Below are 21692 nucleotides of genomic sequence, written 5' to 3'. Positions count from 1 at the left end.
TTCGACAGTGAGACGGGCCCACTCCCAGGGACGAATCCCTAGCAAGTGGGCCGCGTTACCGAGGTACCTTAGCCGTCGCTCTTCGCTAGGGCTTTTCCCTCTTCCCTTGCCGTCTCCATCTCGTCATCGATGGCGGCCAGAGCCTGGCTGAGTTCGTCCCCAGAGAGGACGCCTTCGACCTTCTCCCTCATCTCCGCCCATTCCTGCTTGGAGAACTCGACCGTCAGTTCATCCCAGGCGAACTCGACGTCTTCGTACCGGAGCCTGGCGTTGTCCCTCTTGAGGAACAGCCACAGCAGCGCCCGCCTTTCGACGCTGCCACCTTCGAGGATTCGCTGATGTGCTTGCTCGTACGTCCGGCCGGTCCGCTTCTCCAGAACCTCACGTTCCGCCGAAAGCATCTTGCTGGGCTTGTATTCGAAGACGCGGGGCTCTTCGGAACCTTCGGGGTGATAGACCAGGTACATTCTCTTCTCCTCCCAATGCCGGTTAGTGTCCGGCCCTGTCTGCTATTCGATCCGCCATGTCCTGCATCGCTTGACGGACGGCCTCTTTGTACAGCGCTCGATCACGGGTCATCGAGTCGTCGAACCATTTCGGTTCGCCGTACTGAGTGCGCCAGTTGTCGGTGCCGAAGTTCCGCGTCCGCCAACCCTTCGCGGAGTTGGTTCTCCGGGGAGCGTTCGGGAAGTTCCGTACGTTGAATGTCTTCCGGGCCTTGACGCGGGCCCCGGTCCACATGCCGCCCAGCTTCACTTCCGGGCGAATCTTCTTGGCTATTTGCTGCCTCAGCGCCGGCCGCGCATTATTGCTCCCGGCGGACGGCATCGTCATAATCGCCGACTTCGCCTGGGCGGCGGCAGGGCGCAGGGCATCCCGCATGTTCTTCGCGAGTTCCCTGCGCAGTTCTTTGCCATCCGCTTCCGCCCGGAGCGCCGCCGTGAGCCGCCTTATGCTTCCCTCGTCGACCTGGAGTTCCAGGCGGCCAGTGGACATTACGAAGTCGCTCGGGTCACCGCGCCCGAAACCGGGAAGCTGACGCTGACGCTGGCCTCGTCGCCGACGCCGCCCTCGATGGGATTCCAGCCGTTGACGAGAATGCTGCCGGTGAACTTCGGGTTGGAAGTTCCCACGACTGCTGACGTAGGCCGGACCTCGAAAGTCACGACCGATCCGAGCAGCGCCCACATGTCTTCGTCCACCTGGCCGGCCGCGAAGTCCTGAAGGAATTCGACCTTCAGCTCACCGGATTTGAGGCCGCCCAGTACCTCAGTCCAGCCATCGGAGCCGAAAGTCGTGACGTCCTTGTCCTCGACCTCGACGGTGAGTTCCGCCTTACGTACGTTGTCGGAATAGTCGACGCTGTTGATGCCGACGTACTCGCTCGTGAGGACCATCTTGGCCATTGCCGTACCTACCTTTGTGAAGTTGTTTTGCAAGCAGGCTCAGGCGACGCCGAGCGCAGCAACGAAAGAGAACGACGGGGAAGTCCCGGCTATCGTCCAGGCGATTCGGAAATACGTGTCTGTGATGGCCGTGCCGTCCGTGCGGAGGATCTGCGAAGAGATCCCGCTCGCCTGCGAGAAGGTGAGCCGGGTGACGGGGTCGGCGAAGTCGGCGGTGGCGGCGGACTCGACGGTGACGTCGGCGGTGGCGTCGACCCCGGCGGCGGCCAGGACGTGGACGGCGGCGTACAGCCTCTTGCCTGCGGGGACGGCGACCAGCTCGACGGCAGAACCGTTTCCGCTGGACGTCCGCGCGGTGCCCGGCGGGTGAGCGAACTGCCCTCGCACCATCGGCCAGTTGGTGGTAGCCGACGACTCCCAGGGGGCGACTTCGCCGACCTCGCCCAGGAGGGTGTAGTCCGTCCGCATGGCCTTCATGAAGTAGACGAGGCTGCCAACGGTCGCGGCGGTGGGGCCGACGCTGTAGGGGACGCCGACGCCGCCGACGTTGGCCCACATCTCGTCGTCGACCTTGCCCGCGTCGCCGGACTCCCAGTAGCCGGAGCCCTTGAACTGACCGGACGCCAGGCCACCGACGACTTCGTTCCACTTGTTGGAGGCGAAGGTCGTGACGTCCTTCTCTTCTACCTCGGCGCTGAGTTCTGCCTTGTTGGACGCTCCGGTGAGATCCGCGCCGCCAGCGAAGATCCGAGCGCCAGTGAGAATGGTCTTGGCCATCTCAGTCCCCGCTTCCTATTACCTTGAGGGTGATTTCGCCGCCCAGATAGGTGGCGGTGGCGTGCTGATACCAGCGGTTGGCCTGCATCCGCAGGACCCGGTAGTCGTCGCAGGCGTCGGCGAACTCCGTCCCCTGGAAGCACCCCTCGCCGGGACCTCCCCGCCCCGCCTCCAGGGCGGCCTTCAACGACCCGGCCCCCGAACCGGAGAAGAGAGCGGCGACGGCCCGTGCCGCTGACACGTCGTCGGCCTTGCTGACGAGTGCACGGATCGTGACCGTGAGGGTGTCCATGCCGCGCCCCATGGCGCCGTCGTAGTCGACCTCGTACTCAGCCACGAACACGCACGGCTCGGGGATGCTGTCGGGGACGTACGGGAAGACCGTCACGGCCCGCTCGCCGCCCTGGAGCGTGAGGTGTGTCCGGAGGGTGTCGGCCAAGCCCTCACACACGCTGTAGATGTCCATGTGCGCCCCTCTCAGAAGCCGGGAAGGGCGAGGTGGGCGATGAGTGCCTGGACGTCGGGATCGACCCGTGAGAGGCGAGCGAGCCCCCACTGATCGGAGCCCATGATCCCCTCGGGGGAGTCCTTCCGCTTGAACAGTCGGACGGCCTGGATCATGCACGCCTGCACGACCTCGTCGGGCACGGCCGGCCAGCCCCAGCGGGCAGTCACCCGGACCCGCGTCCGCGACCCCCAACCGGCGGAGGCCGGTGCCGCCAGACCCGTGACCGGCTTGCCCTTGGCGAGGGCGTTCAACGGATGCAGCTCGTAAGCCGAACTGTCCAGCTCCGACCAGCTAGTTGAGCCGACCGACCCGACCTCGACAACGACACCGGCAGCGGCGCCGACATCGTCGATGATCAGCAGGTCCCCGAACGAGGGGACGAAGACGCGGGCCGACGCGGCTGCGTCCAGGGTGAACGTCCGGCCGGTCTCGTTGTCGATGAGCTTGGTGGCCGCGTTGATCGCGGTGGTGAGCAGGGCGTCCCTCGTGTCGTCGTCGCTCGCCATCCCGGCGGCGGCCTTCACGTCGGTGAGGTCGACGTAGCCCATGTGGCACCCCCTCCAGAGGTGTGAGGACAGGGAGCGGACGCCCATCGGGGACCGCCGGTGACTTCCGCTCCCTGTCGTCCTCCGCCCCCGTCAGGGGGGAAGTGGAGGCCGCCCCAGGCGCCGGGAGGAGGCAGCGCCGGGGGCGGGGTTCATCAGGAGGCCGCGCCGCCCTTGAAGTGCTGGACAGCACCCGTGGTGTCGACCAGGTCGCCATCGGCGCGCATCACAGCGCGGAAGGTCACGAGGTCGTTGGTGAACGCGAAGTCGTCCGAGCGCTCGAACCGGATCGGGCCCGCCATGCGGACGAAGTACCGGGAGAAGTCGCCGAAGACGATGGAGACCGCGTCAGCCGCCATGTCGGCGACGTTCGTGTCGATGGTGACCGGCTTCGACAGGAGAAGGTCCGGCTGCCCGGCGATCACCGAGGGCTGCCACACGTACGCGCCCTCAGACGTCTTGAGCTTCCGGACCATCGCCGCCGTCGGGTCGCTCATCAGCCAGCCACAGGACGGGCTCTGGCGGTACGGCGCGATGACCTTGTGGAAGAGGTCGATCAGGTAGTCGACACCCTGCCCAGCGGTCGCCTGGGAGCCCAGGCCGCCGGAGATCGCGGCAGCACCGGTGACGCCCAGGGTGGACGCCGTCACGATGCCCTTCGGGCCGGACGAGCCCGCGCCGGTGACGATGTCGGTGCCGAACTTGTTGCCGAGCGCACGGCCCGCCTGGGAGGCGAGGTAGCCGGTCAGGTCGACGCCGGAGTCCTGGAGCAGTTCAGAGGACACCTGGAACGCCGTGGCGTACTTGTACGCGCCCAGCTCGACGGAGCCAAACACCGGATCGGACTCGGTGATCGTGGCCCCTTCGGCGGTGAGCGACGCCGTGCTGTGCGCGGTCGTCTTCGGGATCGTCAGACCCTCGCCGGAGGCCGTGTTGAGCACGGTCACGCCAGCGCCCAGGAGAGCGCCGTTCTCGATGAGGTGCTGGACGAGCTGGGCGTAGAACGACTGCGGGACCGTGTTGCCCGCGTACGGCGTCGCGGCCGTACCGGTGGTCAGGTCGCGGAAGTTGACCGGGCCCACGGGGCGGACCTCGTACCCCTTGCCGCGCTCGCCCCGTGCCCAGGCGCGGAGTTCGGCGTCGGCGTCGGCGCCGGTGATGAGCTTCCGGCCGCTGCGGTTGACGATGGCGTCGACCTCGTTGGTGCGGGCTTCGGCGTCGCGGACGGACTTGATGCGCTCATCGATCTTGGCGATCTCGGCGTTCATGTTGGCCCACTTGGCGTCCTCCTCACCGGAGAAGGAACGACCTTCGGCGTCGGTGCGGTCGACGAGTTCCTGCATCTCGTTCCACACTTGGAGGCGCCGGGAGTTGAGAGCGTCTGCGAGAGACATTTTGCGTGTACCCCATATTCAAATTTTATGAACTTGTTTTGCTGCGCGGTGCCTTCAGGGCTACCGGCATTCAGACTGCGCTAATGGGTGGGGTTGGCCCTGCCCGGTGGAACTACAGGTACGGGGAGTTCTTCAACTTGAGAAGTTCCATCCGTGCCTGCTTGACGCTGACGCCACCGGGGCCAGCAGTCGGAGACGGTCGGTCAGTCCGCTTGAACAGCCGGGAGAGTTCCCCCTCTTCGGCCAGCTTGCGAACCTCTTCCAGGTCGGCGTCCTTGGCGAGCGCCAGCGAGCGAAGACCCGCAGACGAGTCGGGGTAGGCCGGGGTATTCACCGGGGCCACGTCGACAAGCTGAACCTTCGTAAGAGTGCGGATCGGAAACCCGTCCTCGGTTGAGTCCCAGTCGTCTTCCATCACCCGAAAGGCGAAAGAGGACTTGTCGATGTCACCACGCTGAACGAGTTCGTAAACGTCCTGGCGGGTCTCGGGAACATCGACGTCGTAGCGCAGACCTTCGCCATCAACTGCAAGGCGGAGCGTGCCGCTTCGCGTGGTGCCGAGAAGGAATGCGTCGTCATGGTTCCACCGGGCGATCACGTCCGGCCAACCGTCGCCCTTGGACTTGTTGAAGGCGCGGTTGTCGACCAGCTCAACGAAACCGCCCAGGTTGTTGGAACGCTTGCCGAACACGGCCGCATAGCCGCCGATGGTCCGGGAGTCTTCGGCGCGGACTTCGGTTGCCCGACGAGTGAAGCGCCGTTCGATGTCGGTCATTCAGTAACCCCCTCGTCAGGGCTCGGAGTTGCAGAGGCGGCGCCGGGTATCCGGTACACCTGTCCCGCTCCGTTCGGGAGCGGCGGAAGGTTCTCCTTGGCCCGCACTTCGTCCACGTTCATCCAGCCGCCTTCAAGGGCGAGGTTGTGGTTTTCGTAGCGGTCCTGAATCGAGGTGCGAATCATTGCGTCCGGGTTGAATCGAACTTCCTCGTTCGGGGACAGTAGTGCGGAGAATGCCGTTTCCAGCCGAATCATCCACGGGCGCAGCGTAAGCGTGATCAGGCTGTTGGTCTGCTGCTCATCCGTCGAGTACGTAAGAGACCCGCCGAGTTCACCGCCGACCGCTGTCGGGGGCACGCCGTAGATGGCAGCTATCTGTGTCGCGTTGAGCTTCATGGTTTCGATGAACTGGGACTCGTTCGGGTTCACCGGAATGGCTTCGAAATCCCAGTCCTTACCCAGAACCAGCGGCCGGCCGCTGCGTATGGACTTCCCCATGCGAGCGCCGATTTCCGTTGCTTCGTCCGGGCCGACCGTCTTGGCGTTGTTCTTCACCGTGGCCGGGGGGAGCCCGCCGTTCTCAAACCACCGCTTCCCGTACTCGGTGGCATGAAGGCCGATACCCATGGTCGCCGCGAACGCCTGAACCGGGGACATGCCGACGACGCGGCCCGGCATCACAATCCACGGAATGTGGACGACGTCGGAAGTATCGACCTGGTGTCCCTGGTAGTAGTAGACGGGCTTCACGGAACTCGACTCATCGACATGCACATCGTCCGGGTGAAGCCATTCCACCTGAGTCGGGAAACCGAGTTGATCCCGCTGAGTTATGACCCCGTATGCGTTTCCGCGGAGTGCCAGGGAAACGAGACACTTACTCACCCACTGAACGATGTTGTCTCGAACGGCGGGTGAGTAGAAGAGTGGAGGAACGTAGCTCTGCGGGGTGAGCTTCCCTCCGACGTTTCGGTATGCGTCGATCGGCAGCGTCGCTATGTTCTCCGACAGAATCCGCATCGAGGCGAACACCGGAACGATTGAAGCTGCACTCTCGGGAGTGACGTTCGATGAAGAAGGGCCGTACATTTCCCACGGCAGCGAGGTAACTGACCTCTGTTCTTCAACGGCCGGCTGACGGTTCTTGCGGTTGAACAGACCCACGCCTGAACCCTCCTTCCTAGTAGAACGAATTGAGTAGGTCGTATTCGGGTTCAATCGCTGAATCGCGGACGATGAGCGCCCAGCGAGCGAGCGTGACAGCGACCAGGGGGCTGATGTCGACCAAGGCCGTGCGCCGATTCCACGCCCAGGCGTCGGTAAGAGGCCGCGTCGATGCGCCGTTGATCGCCCCGGTGAGAAGCGGCTGATCAAGGTGCGCGGCCGTGCCCTGCCGAATTGCGTCGGCTATCTGCCCGCACATCGACGCCACCTCGTACACCTTCGGAATGGCCAGATCGCCGTGCAGCGGCTCGTCAGCCCTCTCGGGTACGCAGATGCCACGCGCCTTGAGTTCGTCCAGCAGGGAACCAGCAGGGCTCTTGGAATCCAGCGCGATGGCCACCGGGTTCCACAGCTCCCGAAGTCGGACAATCGCCGGAACAATCCAGTCAGTTCCGGGCCGGCGGTCGACCAATTCGAGGTGAACCCGACCGTCCTCACGGAGGCTCGCAACCGATATGGACGCGTAGTCACGAAGGGGCGCGACATCGATTCCGAAAGCGAGTCGATCGGTTGCCCGTGACTCCTTGTCGACGCATCCCGTCCACTCCTTCTTAGGGACGTTCGGGTCGTCCGGCGGAGTCGGCTTGCGGGTCCGATTCAGGTAGGCCCGGTCGAACTCGGCGTCGTCCAGGGAAGTCAGCTCTGCCCTGACCGTCCCTTCCTTGACCGTGATTCCGAGGGCTGGCATTACCGCTCGCCACGTCTCCACGGCGTCCCTGGGCATGTCCTCATCGGCGAACCACTCGAAGTGCGCGATGCGCTCGGAGAAGTCACCGGAGGCGTATTGCCTTTCGATGAGTTCCCGGCCCTGTCGGCGCTTCTTATTCAGGAACACCGACGTCGTCGTGCCGCCCGCTGAAACCCACCACATCTGTGCGTTGTCACGAGTGGACATGGCGGGGGACATCGCTTGTTCGAGGCGATCGTCTGTGTGAGCGAAAGCCTCATCGATCATGCCCAGGTCGAGCGGCGGACCGTGCCCGGCCTTCTCCGTATTCGCCGTGATACCGATGCGCGACCTCGTACGCCGGAAGATGATGGCTTCATTGCCGTTCGACTTCCTGGGATACATCGTCGGGCGCAGCTTTGTTGACTGCTCCAGCCGGGCGAGTAGTTCATCCTCCCAGCGCTTACGAGCGTCGTTGCGGGTCTGCGCCGCATAGATCACGTGCTGATTCGCCCAGGCCATCGCGCGGAAGATCATTACCGTGAATACCAACTCCGTCTTTCCCTGCTGACGGGGAACCGACAGACCGACCTTCCGATAGAAGAGGTTGCCCGTGTCCGGGTCGATCTCGAAAGCGACGTCCAGGACGTAGCGCTGCCACGGCATCGGAGAACACCCCATCGCCTCCATAACCCTCGCCACCTTCGGGCCCAGGGTCTTACGAGACGGATCGCGCGGAGTGCCCCAACGAGGGGGACAGGTGAGGCCGTAACGTTCGTTCAGGTCCCGCTCGAATTCACTCGGGGGACGCCAGGTCGCTCCATCCATCGTCTTCGCCTCCGGCGTGGTCACCCTGAAGTTGCTTGAGCGCCAACCGAAGTTCCTTCGACAGATTCGGGAGCTGGCGTTTGTCCTCTCCGATGTGGTCAATCGCGTGAGCGACTGTTAGCGCGAGTTCGCCCAGAGCCTCTTCGGGTCCAGCCAACTCGCCCATCTGCTTGATAAGCCGCTGCGTTGCGGCCTCGACTTTGCCCACGAAACGTCCTCCTCGTCGGGGCGGCCCCGGCAACTTTCGGGCCAGGGAGAGAAAAAAAGAAGGTGGGCGTGGGGCTGCTAACAAGCCGTCTTTAAAGAAACGGGGTCAGCTGCCGGGCGCCTTGTACCAGTCCCTTGATGTGGGGTTGCGCTCAAGTTCACTCATGAGCTTGTTGCTCTTCTCCGAGTTGCACTTACGCAGGCAGACTCGACAGCCCTTCACACCATGGATGGGAGCTAGGTTGTTGATGTCGATGGATGGACCACCACGGCTTACCGGGATGACGTGGTCGACAGCGTCGCTATCACCATGGCCGCAGAGGATGCACACATCTGATGCAAGCAGTACGGCCGCACGTAGCTGTCGGTACTCGTAGCTGGTTACGTCAGTCCTTTTGCCCACGGTCACCCCTGGATTCGACGGCCGGCGGCCGCATCATCGGGCTATAAGTGGGTGCGTGGATCGCCTTGTTACTAACGTGATCCTGGAGAAGTTCCTCAGTACGCATCACACGGTCGAACATGGAACTACCGGAGTTGGGTTGAAGCTGCTTCAAGACGGGGTCTTTGGCCGCTTGCCATTCACGCGTGTCTCGCATGAACGCAGGCAACTCGTCAATGATGAGTTCGTGGACTGCCTCGACGCGGCGAAGGAACCGCCACAACGGCCGCACACCCTTCGTCCAGATCACGCCGAGACTGACCAGTCCACCGGCGACGACGCCCAGCCATAGGAAGACTTCGTCGACCGACATAGGCCGCCGCCCCTTTCGCCCAGCCTGGGCAGCAGAAACCCCCGGTCGCCAATCAAGGGCCGGGGGTAGTCGTTATTCGCTTGTCCTTCCATTTTCCGCCCGAATAGCCACCGCCCACCAGGGGGCATTTCGTGTCGTCGCTCACAGGCGACGGGGTCGGGCGTCGGCGTCGCCTGTGCGGCCGTCTGCGGGCCGTGGCGGGGTGTCGGCGTCGCGGAGGTCGCCCAGGGGATGCGGGGCCGTCTGGTGGGCGACGGCCGGGGCTGTCGGCGACGTCCAGGGGTGCCGGTGTACGTCATCCGGTACGTCATCGCGTACGTCATCACCCAGGGGTGCCGGTCGTCGCCCAGTGATCGTTACGCAGGGGTGCGTATGGATCTTCGTCGCCCAGGGGCGTTGCGCAGGGTGACCGTTTCGGGTTCCGGCGGCCAGATTCTGGCGAGACGGCGAGACGGCGAGACCAACCCGAATCCGTCTCGCCGACGTCCGTCTCGCCGACCGGTTTGGCGAGTCGGGTGCGGAACGCGGAGAGTGACAAAGACCAGGTCAAACTACTACTACTACTCTTCTTAGTTCTGTCTCGCCGTCTCGCCAAATGCGTCTAAGAGGAGGGTCGAATCCGTCTCGCCGCCGTCTCGCCGTCTGGGCGCTGGAACCTGGGCGAGACGGGGCGGGGCTCACTGCGGAGGGTCACCGAACCCAAGGCCGCTCGCCGCCCTTAGCGAACCCGGCACTGGACGTCAAGACTCCCGGCAGGCTGTGATCGACATCACCACTTCCAGGTATTGCCTCCTCATACCCCCTGGGCGTACCTTATTTGACAGGGGAACTCCGGCCTGATACAGGGGTCGCCCTCTCCCCGCCTCATAACTGCATACGGCGCATCCCGCGCGCCGGAGCTGATCACTAGCCCCCTGGACGTGGCCCCTTCGACAGGCCCGTCCCGCGCGTTTGGAGAACGCCCTATGTACGCCTCCCCGTTCAGTCAGCCGTCACCCGACACCGACGCCTTCGCCCAGCCCGCCCCTGACACGTCCTGGGAGCGCTCAGGGATGACTCGTGCGGCCTGGGACGCCCTGGTCGACTACGCGGCCCACCTGGAGGCTCCAGACACCTTCGCCGACACCGTCGTCCCCGCCGACGCCGTCACCGACTTCGTCACCGCCGTGGGTCTTCGTCGGCTGACGGGCGAGTTCCAGGCCGACCAGCAGGGCGCGGCGGAGGAGGCGGCGGCGGAGCGTGAGCTTGCCCGGAGGAAGGCGTCCAGGGCGGCAGAAGCGAAGCTGGAGGAGGAGGTCATCGCCTCGCGTCGTCTGGTCTCCGTCAGCCTGGACGAGATCAGCGAGGCGCACACGGATTGGGTGTGGAAGGACCGCATCCCGGTCGGCGAGGTGACGCTGATAGCGGGAAAGGGCGGCGTCGGCAAATCAACGATGCTGGCGAAGATCGCGGCCGATATAACCACTGGCCGACTGCCGGGGAAGTTCCTTATGGAGCCGCGCGACGTTCTGTACGTGGCGAACGAGGATGACATCGCCCGAACGGTTAAGCCGCGATTCGTCGCCGCCGGTGTCGATATGAGCCGCATCCACATCGTTCGCATGGCGGATGACGAGCGGATCGATATGTCACGTGACTGCGACCGCTTCGCTGAGATGGCACGCGAGAAGAACGCCGTCTGCGTCATGTTCGATCCCCTGTCCTCGAACTTGGGGACGGGTAAGAGGAACGATCAAAACGACATGCGGAAGGTGTTCGAAGCTATTCAGCGCATGGCGACGGAATGCGGTATTGCCGTCGTCGGCCTGGCTCACACTCGTAAGGGCCAGTCGGGTTCGCTGCTCGAAGCAATCATGGGTTCGTCGGAACAGGGCAACGTGTGCCGTTCCGCTATCGGCATCGCCGAGGACGACGAAAACCCCGGCCGCTTCATCATGTCGCAGGAGAAGGCGAACCTATCGAAAATGTCCCGCATCGAGTCGATGGAATACGAGATCGAGGACTTCGCCTACACCGCCACCAATGGCGAACACATCGAGACTTCCTGTATCGGTCAGATGACGCGATCAGATAAGACCGTCGGCGACATCATCGCCGACACGGGGGACGGAGGCCGCGCCGCCGACGCTCGGGACTGGCTTCGTGAGTACCTGATGAGCCGGGGCCGGGTCCTCAAGTCCGAGGCCGTGGAGGACGGGAAGAAGGCCAAGCACTCACGCCGCACCCTGGAGAAGGTCGCGCGGCACATGTGCAAATCGACCCGGATCAACGGCAACGGCCCCGCAGAGTGGGAGCTGAAGGCGTAGGAGTACCCATCCCATAGACCGGGCCGAGGGGAGGTCGAAGCCCCCGTCTGAGGCCCGTCCAGTCCCCCCGGCAACCGTTCTCCGGCCGGGGGGACTGGCTTCTATCGCACGCCGACAACCCCGTCAAGGGAATGTGATAGACGTCACGGACATTGAGGTATTGCGGTGAAAAAAGACTGCACGGTAATTTCGATTATGGAAGGGCGAAACCCCGAGGGGGATTACCCGAAAGTGAAAGAGGAAGATCGATGACGAATTCCGTCGACGCTCTCCGGAGCATCCCTCAGCGAACCAGGGTCCATGACACCGCAATAAACCTGAAGATCCCTGGAGAGGTAAAAGACCGCCTTGAGCAGGTCGCGAAGGATCAGGAAGTCAGCATGAGCACCATCATCCGTTGGGCGCTCGCCGACTACCTGGAGAAGTAGCAGGACCGGGGACGGCCGGCCGGACCACGGCCGCCCCCAACTCATCCGTTTTCACGAGGGGTTAGCCGCACGGCAGCGACCAACACACCCGCCCTCTAGGCCGTGAGAAGAGTGGTATCCACAGAAAATGCGCAAGTGTCAGAACCCTAAGTGTGAGGACAACAACCGACCTCACTACCACTGCCCTACGTGCGACAACTTCGCGATCGTCTATAAACACGACGACTCCTGCCCCCTCCGTAGCAAGGACGGGCGACGATGACGGCGGTAACGATGTTCGCCGGGCGTGATCCTCGTACCGGCTGGCCGAGCGTCCTCGTTCACTTCCCCTACGACCGCGACGTGGTCCATGCGATCAAGTTGCTCGACTCCAACGACCGTGAGTGGCTGCCGGATTCGAAGCTGTGGCGTATCAAGTCCCCTCTGGCCGCTGACCTGTTGTTGATGTCCCTGCGCAAGGGCGGGCACGTGGTCGCGGTTTACGACCCCCAGGAAATCATCTGGCGGACGGCGCCGCCCAGCGCCCCCGAGAGCCCCGTCCCTGACTGGGCGGAGGCGATGTTCCGGGCGCTCCCTCTGGAGCTGCACACGGCCGCCTACAACGCCCTCTTGCGGGTCCTGCACCCCGACCGCGCTGGCGAGTCCGGCAGCGAGCCCACGAAAGCGCTGAACGCCGCCCGCGACAGGGTCAAGGAGTTGTCCAGGTGATCGATGACGACGAAGTGTTCGAGCCGATTTCGCTGACCATCGACCAGCTAATAATCAAGCTCCGGACGATCCGCGCCAAGTACGGCAACATCGAGGTCTTCGCCCAGGGACAAGAGAATCACCAGGTCTTCGCCTATAACGGCGTGGCTGTCGTCCGCGACTCTTCTCCCCATTACGCGATGCTGAACAACCATAGGGGCGGATGATGCCGACAGACGCCTATCAACTCATCCTCGCGTCGATCGACCGTATCGAACAGATACTCCGCGAGATGGGTTACTGCGAAGACTGCGGCCGGCCGCACAAAGAGGGCGTCCGGGACTGCTGAATAGCTGAAGAGCGAGCCGGTTTACCCGCATCCGGCCTGTGTGAAAGAGACGGCCGATGCACGACCTTGACGAGATATGCGCCGCAATCGCGGCGTTTGAACGGCGGCTACAAGAAGACGACCTCGATCACGATATGAAGGCACGAGACCGGCTCCGCAAATACAGGCGGCTCCTTCGCGAACTGGAAGCGGAACAACAAGATGAATCATGAACCCTGGGACGAGTTTTGCGAGGACGGCGACTGTGACGATCCCGTTCACCCGACCCTCGAAGAACTCATAGCACGAGCAACCACCGAAACAGCGGAAGAGGAAGACGGAAATGCATAGCACGAAGAAGATCGTCGTCGGAGTCATGATCAGCCTCGCCGCCATCTTCGGCATGACGGCCTGCGGCGACGGCGACGCCCCGGCAGCGACATCGTCGGCCCCGGCGAAGGCGTCCCCGACGCCCGCCCAGAGCGCTGTCGAGCGGCCCCCGGCCAAGGACACCGCCCCGGCCCCGGCGGCCCCGCAGGCGGCCGTCCAGGACACTCCGGCACCCGGCGAGGAGTGGAACCCGGCGTGGGACGGCTGCCTGAACCGATTCATGGCGGAGCTGGAGCACCCGACCGGTTCGCAGGAGACGCCGCCGGAGTGCGACGGCCTGAGTGATGCCCGCGTCCAGGCCATCGGCGATCAGGCGTACCGGATGTTCTTGGGCGCCCAGGGGTGGGAAGTCACCAACTAGACGACATCAGGCCGGACATGGACCTCAACGTGTCCGGCCCTTGCTGCGTTTAGGGCGTCTTTGTATTCGACGGTCCATTCAGCGTTCCGCTGGTCGTCGGGCAGTCCGTCGAGGCCGGCCGCGAGATGATCAACGGCGGTGTCATGGTCGCCGAGGCCGAGGTGTGCCAGGCCGAGGTTGAGTCGCTGGAACGTCGGCGTCAACCAGTAGGCGGTGCCTGGGGGTTGGTCGGCGGCCGGATCGGCGAGCGCGGCAGCTTCGTCGAGCATGCGCCGGGCGTCGGTGAATCTGCCCAGTTCGGCTAGCCCCTGGGCGGTCTGTGCGGCGTCCCCCATGCGCTGTGCCGGGTGGGCGCCGGGCGTCGTGTACGCGGCGTAGAACCACCGGGCGACGGCCATCGGGCGGCGCTGTTGGCGGGCGATGTAGCCCCGGAAGTTGAGTGCCTGGGCGGCGAGGGTCGGGGACTCCGCTTCGTCGGCCAGATCGAGGGCTTCAACGAGGAGCGGGACGGCGTCGCCGAAGTTGCCAGCCGACGCGTGAAGCCACCCCTCGAACTGCACCCACTCGGCGACGACGTCGGCCAGGGCGAGGCGGTGTGGGCCACGGGCCGCGCGGAGGAGCTGCCGGAGGCTGCTGGCGTCGCCTCTGGCGCCCGGAATGAGGGGGCAGGGGCCGAGGGTGTCATCGAGTCGGCGTTCGGCCGCCAGAACCCCGGCGAGGGATTTCACGGCCTGGGCGTCGAGCCTGGACGCGTCCTGGAGTACCTTCCGGACCCTGTCGACGTCGTCGCCGTCGAGGCGGACACCGAGGGCGGCGAGTGCGCCGTCTGCGCCGACGAACTTGTCGATGGCGTGGGCGAGTTCGCGGGACGGGGCTTGTTTGCCGTTGATCACGCGGGATAGGTAGGCGTGGTCGTAGTTCAGGGCTTTGGCGGCGGCGCGGATCGACACCCCACGTTCTTGGAGGGCGGACCGGACGTTGTCCCCGAAGCTCATGGTGGCAGGGTACCTAGTCACCACTAGTCACCACTTAGCTACTGGAAAGCGTCACTGCCTGGGGAGACCCTGGACGCATGGAAACCGAGGACATCTTCCTAGCCGCCCCCCTGCCCGCCCCGCAGCCGACGCCGGGATGCCTTGTGTGCGGCGCCCTGATGGAGCAGTGGCAGCAGACCCGGATGCCCAACAGCCCCCAGTACGACCCGTCGCTGTCGACCGACTGCGCAGTCGAGATCGGCCGCCACCCGCACGAGGTGCTGAAGCAGCGGCAGAAGAAGCAGCGGGAAACCGAAGAGAACGAGGAGCGCGCCCGCCGCGCCCGACGACGGAAGAACTAACCCCAGACCGCCCCTGCCGCCGGACGCCCCCGAAGCCCCCGGCGGCAGGGGCTTCACTACGCGGCCCGCCGAGTCATGTCGATCACGCCGCTGGCCGGAGCCGGAATCAGCCGCTTCCCCTTCAACGACCGGTCCACAGCTTCCTTCTCGGCGCGGGTGCCGAGGTACCGTTCCGTGGTCGCCGAGTTGGCGTGATCGAGCAGCACCGACACCTGCCGGAGCGCGTGGTCGTACGAGACCTCTTCGCGGAGGGTGTCGAAGTAGATCCGGGCGACCGACCGGCGGATCGTGTGCCACGCCTCGCCGGACTCGACCGCGATGCCGCACGCCTCGAACAGCCGGTGAATGTGGACGTTCGCCCAGGTCGGCGACGTGTGCCGCGACGGCTCCGGGGTCGCCGCGAAGCCCCCGACGACCCGCGTCGTACCCCAGCCGGGGAACAGGAAGCGCCCGGCGTCGGCGAAGGTGACGCCCGTCGTAGCCGTGTACCAGGTCATGTAGTCCCGAAGCTCCCGGTCCAGGTCCGCCGTGATCGGCCAGGTGTTGAACCGCTGCGTCTTCTGGCTCCAGACGGCCAACTCGCCTTTGGCGAGGTCGATATGGCCAATCTCGATCTTGACTATGTCGGAGAGCCGGAGCGCGGTGTTCATGGCGACCGCCACCATCCCCCGCAGGACGCGCCCCTGGGCGGCGTCTGGGCACCGCTGGAGCATCAGGTGCAGCTCGGTGGGGGCAAGCCGCGTCGGGCGCTCCTGGGGGCGTCCAGAGCGTTGGCGGATGACCGGCTGCGGGACGACGACGACCGGGCCCCAGCCCATGAGATGGCCGTACGCGAAGAACGACCGGAGAGCCGCCCGGTAGGCGCCGCCGGTAGACGCCGCCTTGCCCGTCGTGATGCCGTCCGGGCCGTAGAGGAACTGGGCGAGGTCCTTGGTCTTGATCCCGCCGTACTGGCGGCCCTGATAGCGGGCAGTGAGGCGGTACAGGACGCTTCGGTACTGCTTGATCGTCCCGTGTGGAGCACCCTCGTTGCGGAGCGCGTCTAGGTAGGTATGTACTGCGTCATGAAGGGTGAAATCAGACATCCGTGACGTCTCCGCTGTTTTTGCAGATCATCATACCACAAGGGGTATACTGGATCTTCTCGACCATCACGACGCAGGTCTATCTCATCGTCTACCTGCTGATGTTCGTGGCCGCCGTCCGGCTGCGGAAGACCCAGCCGGACCACCCGCGCGGCTACCGCGTCCCCGCGCTCCCCGTGCTGTGCGTCGTCGGCCTGCTGGCCTCCGTCGCGGCCCTGGCCATCGGCTTCGTACCACCGTCCCAGTTCGGCGGCGGCAGCGTCGGTGTGTACGTGGCGATCATCGGCGGCGGTCTGGTCATCCTGGGGCTGCTGATCCCGTGGCTGTTCCTGAAGCTGCGCAAGCCCGGCTGGCGGACGGCCGCCGCCGGTGAGGAGGCCGCGTCATGAGCCCCACCCGTTTCGCCTCCGAGCACCGCTGGCTGTACGTGGGCGCGATCGTCCTCCTGGTGGCGCTCGCCGTCGTCGGCGTCGTCCAGTACGAGAAGGTCAAGGCGAACAACCAGGCGACGCGGAAGGCCGAACAGCTCGCCGACGCCGCCGAGGAGGCCGGCTACCCGAGGCCCGACGTGGGCACCATCGCGCGCACCCTGGGCGACGACGGCGGCCAGGTCTGCGAGAAGCCCGGCTCGGCGCTCAAGTCGGCGCTCTGGAAGATCAGCCTGTCCAACGGCGCCACCGGCCCCGGCATCCGCCCCGTCATCGGGGACACCCAGGCGGTGCGGGCCGAGGCGAAGATCCTGGAGATCTACTGCCCGGACAAGCTGGACAAGATCGAGGACAAGCTCGACGACCTCAAGACCGAGAACACTGTGAGGCGCTGATGGCCACCGACGCACTCGCCGGACGTATCGCCGACCTGATGTCCCGCGCACGGACCGACCTGACGGAACTGGTCGCCATCCCCTCGGTGGCCGACCCCCGGCAGTATCCGCCCGAGGAGTGCGTGCGGGCGGCCCGGTGGGTCGCGGACGCCTTCACCGAGGCCGGTCTGCGGGACGTACGCCTCGTGGAGACCCCCGACGGCAGCGACGCCGTCATGGGGCACCGGCCGGCCCCGCCGGGCGCGCCGACCGTGCTGCTGTACTGCCACTACGACGTACAGCCCCCGCTGGACGACGACGCGTGGACCACCCCGCCCTTCACCCTCACCGAGCGCGACGGCCGCTGGTACGGGCGGGGCGCGGCGGACTGCAAGGGCAACATCGTCATGCACCTCACCGCACTGCGCGCGCTCGGCGACGACATCCCGGTGGGGCTGACGTTCGTGGCCGAGGGTTCGGAGGAGCAGGGCACCGGGGGCCTCGACGCGTACGTGGCCGCGCACCCCGAACTGTTCGCGGCCGACGCCCTGCTGGTCTGCGACACCGGGAACGCGGCCGTGGGGGTCGGCACCGCCACCACCTCGCTGCGCGGTCTGGTCAACGTCGTCGTCACCGTGGAGACGCTGGCCGGGGAGGTGCACTCGGGCATGTTCGGCGGCCCGGCGCCCGACGCGCTGGCCGCCCTGGTGCAGCTGCTCTCCACCCTGCGCGACCCGCAGACCGGGGCGACGCGGATCAACGGCCTGGACGCGACCGGGACGTGGGAGGGCGCGCACTACGAGGAGGACCGGTTCCGCGAGGACGCCGGTGTCCTGGACGGGGTGCCGCTCATCGGTACCGGCTCGGTGTCCGATCTGCTGTGGGCCCGTCCGGCCGTCACCGTCCTCGGCATCGACTGCCCGCCCGTGGTCGGGTCGTCCGCGTCGGTGCCGGCCAGGGCCCGCGCCCGGGTGAGCCTGCGCATCCCGCCGGGCACCGACCCGAAGGCCGCCCAGCGTGCGCTGACGGACCATCTGACCGACGCCACTCCCTGGGGGGCACGGGTGTCGGTGGAGCCGGAGTCGGCCGGCGCGCCGTTCCGCGCGGCGACGGACGGGCCCGCCTACCGGGCGCTGGGCGAGGCGATGGCCGCGGTGTACGGGCGGCCGATGACGTTCCTCGGGCAGGGCGGTTCCATTCCGCTCTGCAACGTCCTCGCGGACGCCTGTCCTTCGGCGGAGATCATCCTGATGGGCGTCGAGGAACCGCAGTGCCTCATCCACGCGCCCAACGAGAGCGTCGATCCGGCGGAGATCGAGCACATGGCTCATGTGGAGGCGCTGTTCCTCCAGACCTTCGCGCGCACCGCGCGCTGAGCGCGGCGGGCGGGGCCGATGAGCGAGGGGCCGGACGCGGACGCGGACACCGACCGCGACGGCGGGCACGAGGCCGTCGTCGGCTTCCTCGACGGGCTGACCCGGCTGCTGCTGGGCACGAGCGGTGAGGGCGCGGAGCAGATCGAGCGCTCGGTCGTCTCGGCGGCGCGCGGGCTGGGCGGCACCGCGTCGGTGGCCGTGCTGCCCGACGCGGCCACGCTCGCCGTGCGCTCGCACGGCCGGGACTCCGTGGTCGTGGTGCGCGCCTTTCCGGAGGTCTTCCGGATGGACCAGGTGGTGGCGCTGAAGCCGCTGGTGGACGAGGTGGCGGCGGGCCGGCTCGATGCCCTTCGGGCCGGGCGCCGGCTCGACGCGATCGCCCGTGCCGCTCCCCCGTACCCCTGGTGGGCGAAGCTGGTGGGGATCGTGCTGTTCTCGGTGGGCTTCGCCCCGCTGATGCAGCCGACCTGGTACGAGATCGGGAGCACCGCGGTCCTGGCGGCGGTCGCTGGGGGCCTGGCGGTGGCGGCGGACCGGCTGCCCCGGCTGGCGAAGGTGCTGCCGCTGGTCGTGGCGGTGACGGTCTCGCTGATCACGCTGGAGGTGTTCGCGCGCACGCCGGCGCACGGCGGGCCGGTGCTGCTGATGCTGCCGGCGCTGTTCTTCTTCGTGCCCGGCGACTATCTGAGCGCGGCGGCGGCCGAACTGGCGGCCGGCTACCTCACGACCGGCGCCATCCGTCTGGTGTACGCGGTCGCGCTGCTGGTGCAGCTCTATGTGGGCGTGATCCTGGGGCTGGTCGTCACGGGCCGCCCGCGCCAGGACCTGTTCGATGTGGCGGCCGGTTCGGATCTGCCGCGCTGGGTGCTGTTCGCGAGCTGGATCGTGTTCACCGCGGGCGCCCTGCTGGCCTTCGCCGTACCCGCGCGGCTGCTCGGCATGCTGCTGGCGCTGGTGTATCTGACGGTGGGGGTGCAGACAGGGTTCACGGCGCTGCTGGGGGACGTGGGCGGGACGTTCGTGGCGGCGGTCGTGCTGGGGGCCGCCACGACCTGGCTGGCGCGTCGGCCCGGCCGCCCGCCGCGCCTGGTCCTGGTGCTGCCGGGCTTCTTCACACTGACGGTGGGCTCGCTGGGCATGCGGGGGCTGACGGCGCTGGCGGGCGGGTACGCCATCGAGGGCTTCCGCGATCTGACGGAGCTGATCACCATCGTGATGGCGATCGGTGCCGGGCTGCTCCTGGGCGCGGTGGCGGCCCAGCGGCCGGGCGACGGCTGAGAGGCGTGCGGGGGCCGGGGGCGGAGCCGGCTGAGAGGCGTGCGGGGACAGAGACCGGGGGCCGGGGGCGGGTCAGAGGCCGGGGATGTCGCCCGGTTCTGCGGAGGCGGCCTCGTTGAGCGCGAACCAGGCGGTCTTCCCCTCCGGCTCGGGCCGTACGCCCCACTGGTCGGCGAGGATGTCCAGCAGGAGCAGGCCGCGCCCCGACGAGGCGAGTTCGCCGGGGGTGCGCTGGTGGGGCAGTTCGTCGCCGCGGTCCATGACCTCGACGAGCAGCCGGCGGGTGCCGGTCTCGCCGGAGACGGTGGCGTTGAGGGCGCCGTCCTGGTCGGTGTGGACGAGGACGTTGCCGAGGAGTTCGGTCGCCAGGAGCACCGCGGTGTCGATCTGGTCGGGGCGTGCCCAGTCGTGCAGCAGGGCCTTGAGTTCGGCGCGGGCCTCGGCCAGGCCCTCGCCCTGGTCCTGCCCCACGGTGAGCACCAGCCGGCGCCGGCTGAGGTCGGCGCGGGCGTGCACGGCGTCGCGCCGCAGGAGCAGCAGGGCGATGTCGTCGCCGTCGCGTGCGGCGGCGTCCTCGCGGGCGCCGGGGCCGGGGCTGAGGATGGCCGCCATGAGCCGGTCGGCCATGGCCTCCAGGTCGTCGGCGGGTCCGGGTGAGAAGGCGTCGCGCACCCGGACCCAGCCGGTGTACATGTCGTGGCCGCCGTTCTCGATCAGGCCGTCCGTGCACAGCATGAGGATCTCGCCCTCGTGCAGGCGCACGGTGTCCACGGGGTAGTCCTCCTCGCCGGGCATCAGCCCGAGCGGGAGGCCGCCGCTGACGTGTTTGAGCACACAGGTGCCGTCGCCCATGCGCAGCACGGGGTGCGGATGTCCGGCGCGTGCGATGTGCAGGTCCCCGGTGGAGGGGTCGGCCTCGATGTAGAGGCAGGTGGCGAAGCGGTCCTCGTCGAGGGTGGTCAGGAAGCGGGAGGCCCGGGCCAGGACGGCGTCGGGGCCGTGTCCCTCGGCGGCGTAGGCGTGGACGGCGGTGCGCAGCTGGGCCATGAGGCCGGCGGCGTGCACATCGTGTCCCTGGACGTCGCCGATGACGACCGCCATCCGGCCGTTGGGCAGGTCGATGCTGTCGTACCAGTCGCCGCCGACCATGAGGCCGCCGCCGGTCGGCACGTAGCGGGTGGCGACGCTCAGCCCGGTCGGTGCCTCGCCCGCGGTGTGCATGCTGCGGCGCAGTCCCCGCGAGAGTTCGAGTTCGGCGCGGCTGGCGCGGGCCTGTTCGAGGACCTGGGCGATCATGCGGCCGGTGACGGTGAGCAGGGCGCGCTCGCCCGCGGTGAACTGCATCGGGCTGCGGAAGGCGGCCAGCCAGACGCCGACGACCCGTCCGGCGGTCACCAGGGGAAGGAAGCCCCATGCCTCGCGGCCCTTGCGGGCGGACATGTGCCAGGTCGCCGGGAAGCGGCGGCGGTACTCGTCGACGGAGCCGAGGTAGACGGCCCGCCCGGTCCTGGCCACCTCGGCCGCCGGGTAGCCGGTGTTCATGGGCATGCGGAAGCCGCGGCCGCCCCCGCCGGGCCGGAATCCGTACTGTGCGAGCGCGGTGAGGTTGCCGTCGGCGACGCCGAAGACGGCCTGGCCGTCCAGCGGGAAGTCCCGGGCGTACAGGCCTGCGGCGAGCCGGAGTGCCTCGTCTAGGGTGTCGGCCGCGGCCACCGAGTGCCCGGCCGTGAGCAGCAGGGCGTCGCGGCGCCGGGCCTCCTCCGGGGTGCCCTCGTCCCGTGTGCCGTGGTCGGGTCCGGGCGGGAGCGCCGGGTCGGGCCCCGGTGCCTGCATCCGGTTCAGCGCCTCGATCTGGTGCAGCTCCGCCTCGAACGCGTCGGTCGGTGGCTCGCGCCGTTCACCACCCATCCGGCTTCCCTTCGTCCCGAAGTCGTCGGCGACTGTGTCGTTCCATGCTCCGACGGGAGAGCCGGGTCCGCAGTGCGAGCGATCGCCGCACCGCCGCCGGGGTGGTCCTGGCGGTGCGTGACGGGCGGGGCGTGGACGGCAGGTCCGCGCGGGCCGGAACCGGGGTCACCGGGGGCTCGGCGGGCGTTCGGGCGGGAGCCGAAGGTGAGGCTCCCGGGCTTAGCGGTAAGCCGCTGACCTGCGGATATCGCTGAAGTCGATGGCCCGGTCGGCCTCTCGCATGGTCTCTTCAGCCACCCGGCGCACCTCGGCCGGCACA

General features: G+C 67.0%; 27 protein-coding genes. 11 read left to right on the top strand and 16 right to left on the bottom strand.

The features are described from left to right. Window positions 1–68: 68 nt before the first annotated feature. From OG710_RS29040 to OG710_RS28980, 13 genes are all read right to left on the bottom strand, one after another. Window positions 69–467, bottom strand: a complete 399-nt coding sequence (locus OG710_RS29040; protein ID WP_330242015.1) for a hypothetical protein — start codon at window positions 465–467, stop codon at window positions 69–71. Window positions 468–489: 22 nt separating this feature from the next. Then, window positions 490–996 (bottom strand): hypothetical protein, encoded by a 507-nt coding sequence (locus OG710_RS29035; RefSeq protein WP_330242014.1) that lies wholly within the window; start codon window positions 994–996, stop codon window positions 490–492. Then, a complete protein-coding gene (locus tag OG710_RS29030) occupies window positions 996–1406 on the bottom strand; it encodes a phage tail tube protein (RefSeq protein ID WP_330242013.1) in 411 nt (136 codons plus the stop codon). Before OG710_RS29030 ends, OG710_RS29035 begins: the two co-directional genes overlap by 1 nt. Window positions 1407–1445: 39 nt before the next feature. Further along, window positions 1446–2183 carry a hypothetical protein gene (locus tag OG710_RS29025; protein WP_330242012.1) on the bottom strand — a complete coding sequence of 246 codons (738 nt, stop codon included), beginning with the start codon at window positions 2181–2183 and terminating at the stop codon, window positions 1446–1448. Window position 2184: 1 nt separating this feature from the next. Next, window positions 2185–2649: a hypothetical protein gene (locus OG710_RS29020; protein ID WP_330242011.1), complete on the bottom strand. Its 465-nt coding sequence runs from the start codon at window positions 2647–2649 to the stop codon at window positions 2185–2187. 11 nt (window positions 2650–2660) lie between these two features. Beyond that, entirely contained in the window at window positions 2661–3239 is a 579-nt protein-coding gene (locus OG710_RS29015) for a phage gp6-like head-tail connector protein (protein WP_330242010.1), read from the bottom strand. 152 nt (window positions 3240–3391) lie between these two features. Further along, window positions 3392–4630, bottom strand: coding sequence for a phage major capsid protein (locus OG710_RS29010; RefSeq protein WP_330242009.1), 1239 nt, complete (start codon window positions 4628–4630; stop codon window positions 3392–3394). Window positions 4631–4742: 112 nt separating this feature from the next. Then, the gene (locus tag OG710_RS29005; protein WP_330242008.1) at window positions 4743–5405 is read right to left on the bottom strand and encodes an HK97 family phage prohead protease; all 663 of its coding nucleotides are present in this window, start codon (window positions 5403–5405) and stop codon (window positions 4743–4745) included. After that, complete coding sequence (locus OG710_RS29000) at window positions 5402–6571, bottom strand: phage portal protein (protein WP_330242007.1); 1170 nt, start codon at window positions 6569–6571, stop codon at window positions 5402–5404. Before OG710_RS29000 ends, OG710_RS29005 begins: the two co-directional genes overlap by 4 nt. Before the next feature lie 16 nt (window positions 6572–6587). Beyond that, window positions 6588–7964 carry a terminase large subunit domain-containing protein gene (locus tag OG710_RS28995; protein WP_330242006.1) on the bottom strand — a complete coding sequence of 459 codons (1377 nt, stop codon included), beginning with the start codon at window positions 7962–7964 and terminating at the stop codon, window positions 6588–6590. Window positions 7965–8094: 130 nt separating this feature from the next. Further along, window positions 8095–8334: a hypothetical protein gene (locus tag OG710_RS28990; RefSeq protein WP_330242005.1), complete on the bottom strand. Its 240-nt coding sequence runs from the start codon at window positions 8332–8334 to the stop codon at window positions 8095–8097. A 105-nt stretch (window positions 8335–8439) separates the two neighbouring features. After that, entirely contained in the window at window positions 8440–8664 is a 225-nt protein-coding gene (locus OG710_RS28985; RefSeq protein ID WP_330242371.1) for an HNH endonuclease, read from the bottom strand. A 55-nt stretch (window positions 8665–8719) separates the two neighbouring features. Beyond that, the gene (locus OG710_RS28980) at window positions 8720–9088 is read right to left on the bottom strand and encodes a hypothetical protein (protein ID WP_330242004.1); all 369 of its coding nucleotides are present in this window, start codon (window positions 9086–9088) and stop codon (window positions 8720–8722) included. A gap of 965 nt (window positions 9089–10053) precedes the next feature. Between OG710_RS28980 and OG710_RS28975 the strand changes: the two genes are divergently transcribed. The 6 genes from OG710_RS28975 to OG710_RS28950 all read left to right on the top strand — a co-directional run bounded on the left by OG710_RS28975 (window position 10054) and on the right by OG710_RS28950 (window position 13588). After that, window positions 10054–11394: an AAA family ATPase gene (locus tag OG710_RS28975; protein ID WP_330242003.1), complete on the top strand. Its 1341-nt coding sequence runs from the start codon at window positions 10054–10056 to the stop codon at window positions 11392–11394. A gap of 248 nt (window positions 11395–11642) precedes the next feature. Beyond that, entirely contained in the window at window positions 11643–11822 is a 180-nt protein-coding gene (locus OG710_RS28970) for a ribbon-helix-helix protein, CopG family (protein WP_330242002.1), read from the top strand. Window positions 11823–12080: 258 nt separating this feature from the next. After that, window positions 12081–12530, top strand: coding sequence for a hypothetical protein (locus OG710_RS28965; RefSeq protein ID WP_330242001.1), 450 nt, complete (start codon window positions 12081–12083; stop codon window positions 12528–12530). Then, the gene (locus OG710_RS28960; protein WP_330242000.1) at window positions 12527–12736 is read left to right on the top strand and encodes a hypothetical protein; all 210 of its coding nucleotides are present in this window, start codon (window positions 12527–12529) and stop codon (window positions 12734–12736) included. The genes OG710_RS28965 and OG710_RS28960 overlap by 4 nt, the downstream gene beginning before the upstream one ends. 178 nt (window positions 12737–12914) lie before the next feature. Beyond that, window positions 12915–13070, top strand: a complete 156-nt coding sequence (locus OG710_RS28955; protein WP_330241999.1) for a hypothetical protein — start codon at window positions 12915–12917, stop codon at window positions 13068–13070. Window positions 13071–13180: 110 nt separating this feature from the next. Then, window positions 13181–13588 (top strand): hypothetical protein, encoded by a 408-nt coding sequence (locus OG710_RS28950; RefSeq protein WP_330241998.1) that lies wholly within the window; start codon window positions 13181–13183, stop codon window positions 13586–13588. On the opposite strand, the gene OG710_RS28945 is transcribed toward OG710_RS28950, so the two are convergent. Further along, window positions 13585–14583 (bottom strand): helix-turn-helix domain-containing protein, encoded by a 999-nt coding sequence (locus tag OG710_RS28945; RefSeq protein ID WP_330241997.1) that lies wholly within the window; start codon window positions 14581–14583, stop codon window positions 13585–13587. The genes OG710_RS28950 and OG710_RS28945 overlap by 4 nt on opposite strands. A 77-nt stretch (window positions 14584–14660) precedes the next feature. On the opposite strand from OG710_RS28945, the gene OG710_RS28940 reads away from it, so the two are divergent. Then, window positions 14661–14924 carry a hypothetical protein gene (locus tag OG710_RS28940; RefSeq protein ID WP_330241996.1) on the top strand — a complete coding sequence of 88 codons (264 nt, stop codon included), beginning with the start codon at window positions 14661–14663 and terminating at the stop codon, window positions 14922–14924. 56 nt (window positions 14925–14980) lie between these two features. On the opposite strand, the gene OG710_RS28935 is transcribed toward OG710_RS28940, so the two are convergent. Then, a complete protein-coding gene (locus OG710_RS28935) occupies window positions 14981–16009 on the bottom strand; it encodes a tyrosine-type recombinase/integrase (RefSeq protein ID WP_330241995.1) in 1029 nt (342 codons plus the stop codon). A gap of 2 nt (window positions 16010–16011) precedes the next feature. Here OG710_RS28935 and OG710_RS28930 point away from each other — a divergent pair, with 2 nt between their 5' ends. Genes OG710_RS28930 through OG710_RS28915 form a run of 4 tightly spaced genes read left to right on the top strand, consistent with a single transcriptional unit; the run spans window position 16012 to window position 19465 of the window. Next, window positions 16012–16398, top strand: a complete 387-nt coding sequence (locus OG710_RS28930; RefSeq protein WP_330241994.1) for an amino acid permease — start codon at window positions 16012–16014, stop codon at window positions 16396–16398. After that, window positions 16395–16832, top strand: a complete 438-nt coding sequence (locus tag OG710_RS28925) for a hypothetical protein (RefSeq protein WP_330241993.1) — start codon at window positions 16395–16397, stop codon at window positions 16830–16832. Before OG710_RS28930 ends, OG710_RS28925 begins: the two co-directional genes overlap by 4 nt. Further along, window positions 16832–18187, top strand: a complete 1356-nt coding sequence (locus tag OG710_RS28920) for a dipeptidase (protein WP_330241992.1) — start codon at window positions 16832–16834, stop codon at window positions 18185–18187. The genes OG710_RS28925 and OG710_RS28920 overlap by 1 nt, the downstream gene beginning before the upstream one ends. An 18-nt stretch (window positions 18188–18205) precedes the next feature. Beyond that, the gene (locus OG710_RS28915) at window positions 18206–19465 is read left to right on the top strand and encodes a threonine/serine ThrE exporter family protein (protein ID WP_330241991.1); all 1260 of its coding nucleotides are present in this window, start codon (window positions 18206–18208) and stop codon (window positions 19463–19465) included. A 72-nt stretch (window positions 19466–19537) separates the two neighbouring features. On the opposite strand, the gene OG710_RS28910 is transcribed toward OG710_RS28915, so the two are convergent. Then, window positions 19538–21373 (bottom strand): ATP-binding SpoIIE family protein phosphatase, encoded by a 1836-nt coding sequence (locus OG710_RS28910; RefSeq protein WP_330241990.1) that lies wholly within the window; start codon window positions 21371–21373, stop codon window positions 19538–19540. Window positions 21374–21692 lie beyond the last annotated feature (319 nt).

Origin of the sequence: Streptomyces sp. NBC_00525, assembly GCF_036346595.1 — a bacterium.
Taxonomy (GTDB): Bacteria; Actinomycetota; Actinomycetes; order Streptomycetales; family Streptomycetaceae; genus Streptomyces.
This window is presented reverse-complemented; position numbering and strand designations above follow the sequence as displayed.

What these genes read in the sequence shown, in the direction of transcription:
- OG710_RS28965 (WP_330242001.1), top strand. Translation starts at nt 12,081, where the DNA reads ATGACGGCGGTAACGATGTTCGCCGGGCGTGATCCTCGTACCGGCTGG.
- OG710_RS28995 (WP_330242006.1), bottom strand. Translation starts at nt 7,964, where the DNA reads ATGCCGTGGCAGCGCTACGTCCTGGACGTCGCTTTCGAGATCGACCCG.
- OG710_RS28935 (WP_330241995.1), bottom strand. Translation starts at nt 16,009, where the DNA reads ATGTCTGATTTCACCCTTCATGACGCAGTACATACCTACCTAGACGCG.
- OG710_RS29010 (WP_330242009.1), bottom strand. Translation starts at nt 4,630, where the DNA reads ATGTCTCTCGCAGACGCTCTCAACTCCCGGCGCCTCCAAGTGTGGAAC.
- OG710_RS28975 (WP_330242003.1), top strand. Translation starts at nt 10,054, where the DNA reads ATGTACGCCTCCCCGTTCAGTCAGCCGTCACCCGACACCGACGCCTTC.
- OG710_RS28945 (WP_330241997.1), bottom strand. Translation starts at nt 14,583, where the DNA reads ATGAGCTTCGGGGACAACGTCCGGTCCGCCCTCCAAGAACGTGGGGTG.
- OG710_RS29040 (WP_330242015.1), bottom strand. Translation starts at nt 467, where the DNA reads ATGTACCTGGTCTATCACCCCGAAGGTTCCGAAGAGCCCCGCGTCTTC.
- OG710_RS28950 (WP_330241998.1), top strand. Translation starts at nt 13,181, where the DNA reads ATGCATAGCACGAAGAAGATCGTCGTCGGAGTCATGATCAGCCTCGCC.
- OG710_RS28925 (WP_330241993.1), top strand. Translation starts at nt 16,395, where the DNA reads ATGAGCCCCACCCGTTTCGCCTCCGAGCACCGCTGGCTGTACGTGGGC.
- OG710_RS29005 (WP_330242008.1), bottom strand. Translation starts at nt 5,405, where the DNA reads ATGACCGACATCGAACGGCGCTTCACTCGTCGGGCAACCGAAGTCCGC.
- OG710_RS28980 (WP_330242004.1), bottom strand. Translation starts at nt 9,088, where the DNA reads ATGTCGGTCGACGAAGTCTTCCTATGGCTGGGCGTCGTCGCCGGTGGA.
- OG710_RS29020 (WP_330242011.1), bottom strand. Translation starts at nt 2,649, where the DNA reads ATGGACATCTACAGCGTGTGTGAGGGCTTGGCCGACACCCTCCGGACA.
- OG710_RS28910 (WP_330241990.1), bottom strand. Translation starts at nt 21,373, where the DNA reads ATGGGTGGTGAACGGCGCGAGCCACCGACCGACGCGTTCGAGGCGGAG.
- OG710_RS29015 (WP_330242010.1), bottom strand. Translation starts at nt 3,239, where the DNA reads ATGGGCTACGTCGACCTCACCGACGTGAAGGCCGCCGCCGGGATGGCG.
- OG710_RS29025 (WP_330242012.1), bottom strand. Translation starts at nt 2,183, where the DNA reads ATGGCCAAGACCATTCTCACTGGCGCTCGGATCTTCGCTGGCGGCGCG.
- OG710_RS28970 (WP_330242002.1), top strand. Translation starts at nt 11,643, where the DNA reads ATGACGAATTCCGTCGACGCTCTCCGGAGCATCCCTCAGCGAACCAGG.
- OG710_RS29030 (WP_330242013.1), bottom strand. Translation starts at nt 1,406, where the DNA reads ATGGCCAAGATGGTCCTCACGAGCGAGTACGTCGGCATCAACAGCGTC.
- OG710_RS28915 (WP_330241991.1), top strand. Translation starts at nt 18,206, where the DNA reads ATGAGCGAGGGGCCGGACGCGGACGCGGACACCGACCGCGACGGCGGG.
- OG710_RS28955 (WP_330241999.1), top strand. Translation starts at nt 12,915, where the DNA reads ATGCACGACCTTGACGAGATATGCGCCGCAATCGCGGCGTTTGAACGG.
- OG710_RS29035 (WP_330242014.1), bottom strand. Translation starts at nt 996, where the DNA reads ATGTCCACTGGCCGCCTGGAACTCCAGGTCGACGAGGGAAGCATAAGG.
- OG710_RS28920 (WP_330241992.1), top strand. Translation starts at nt 16,832, where the DNA reads ATGGCCACCGACGCACTCGCCGGACGTATCGCCGACCTGATGTCCCGC.
- OG710_RS28940 (WP_330241996.1), top strand. Translation starts at nt 14,661, where the DNA reads ATGGAAACCGAGGACATCTTCCTAGCCGCCCCCCTGCCCGCCCCGCAG.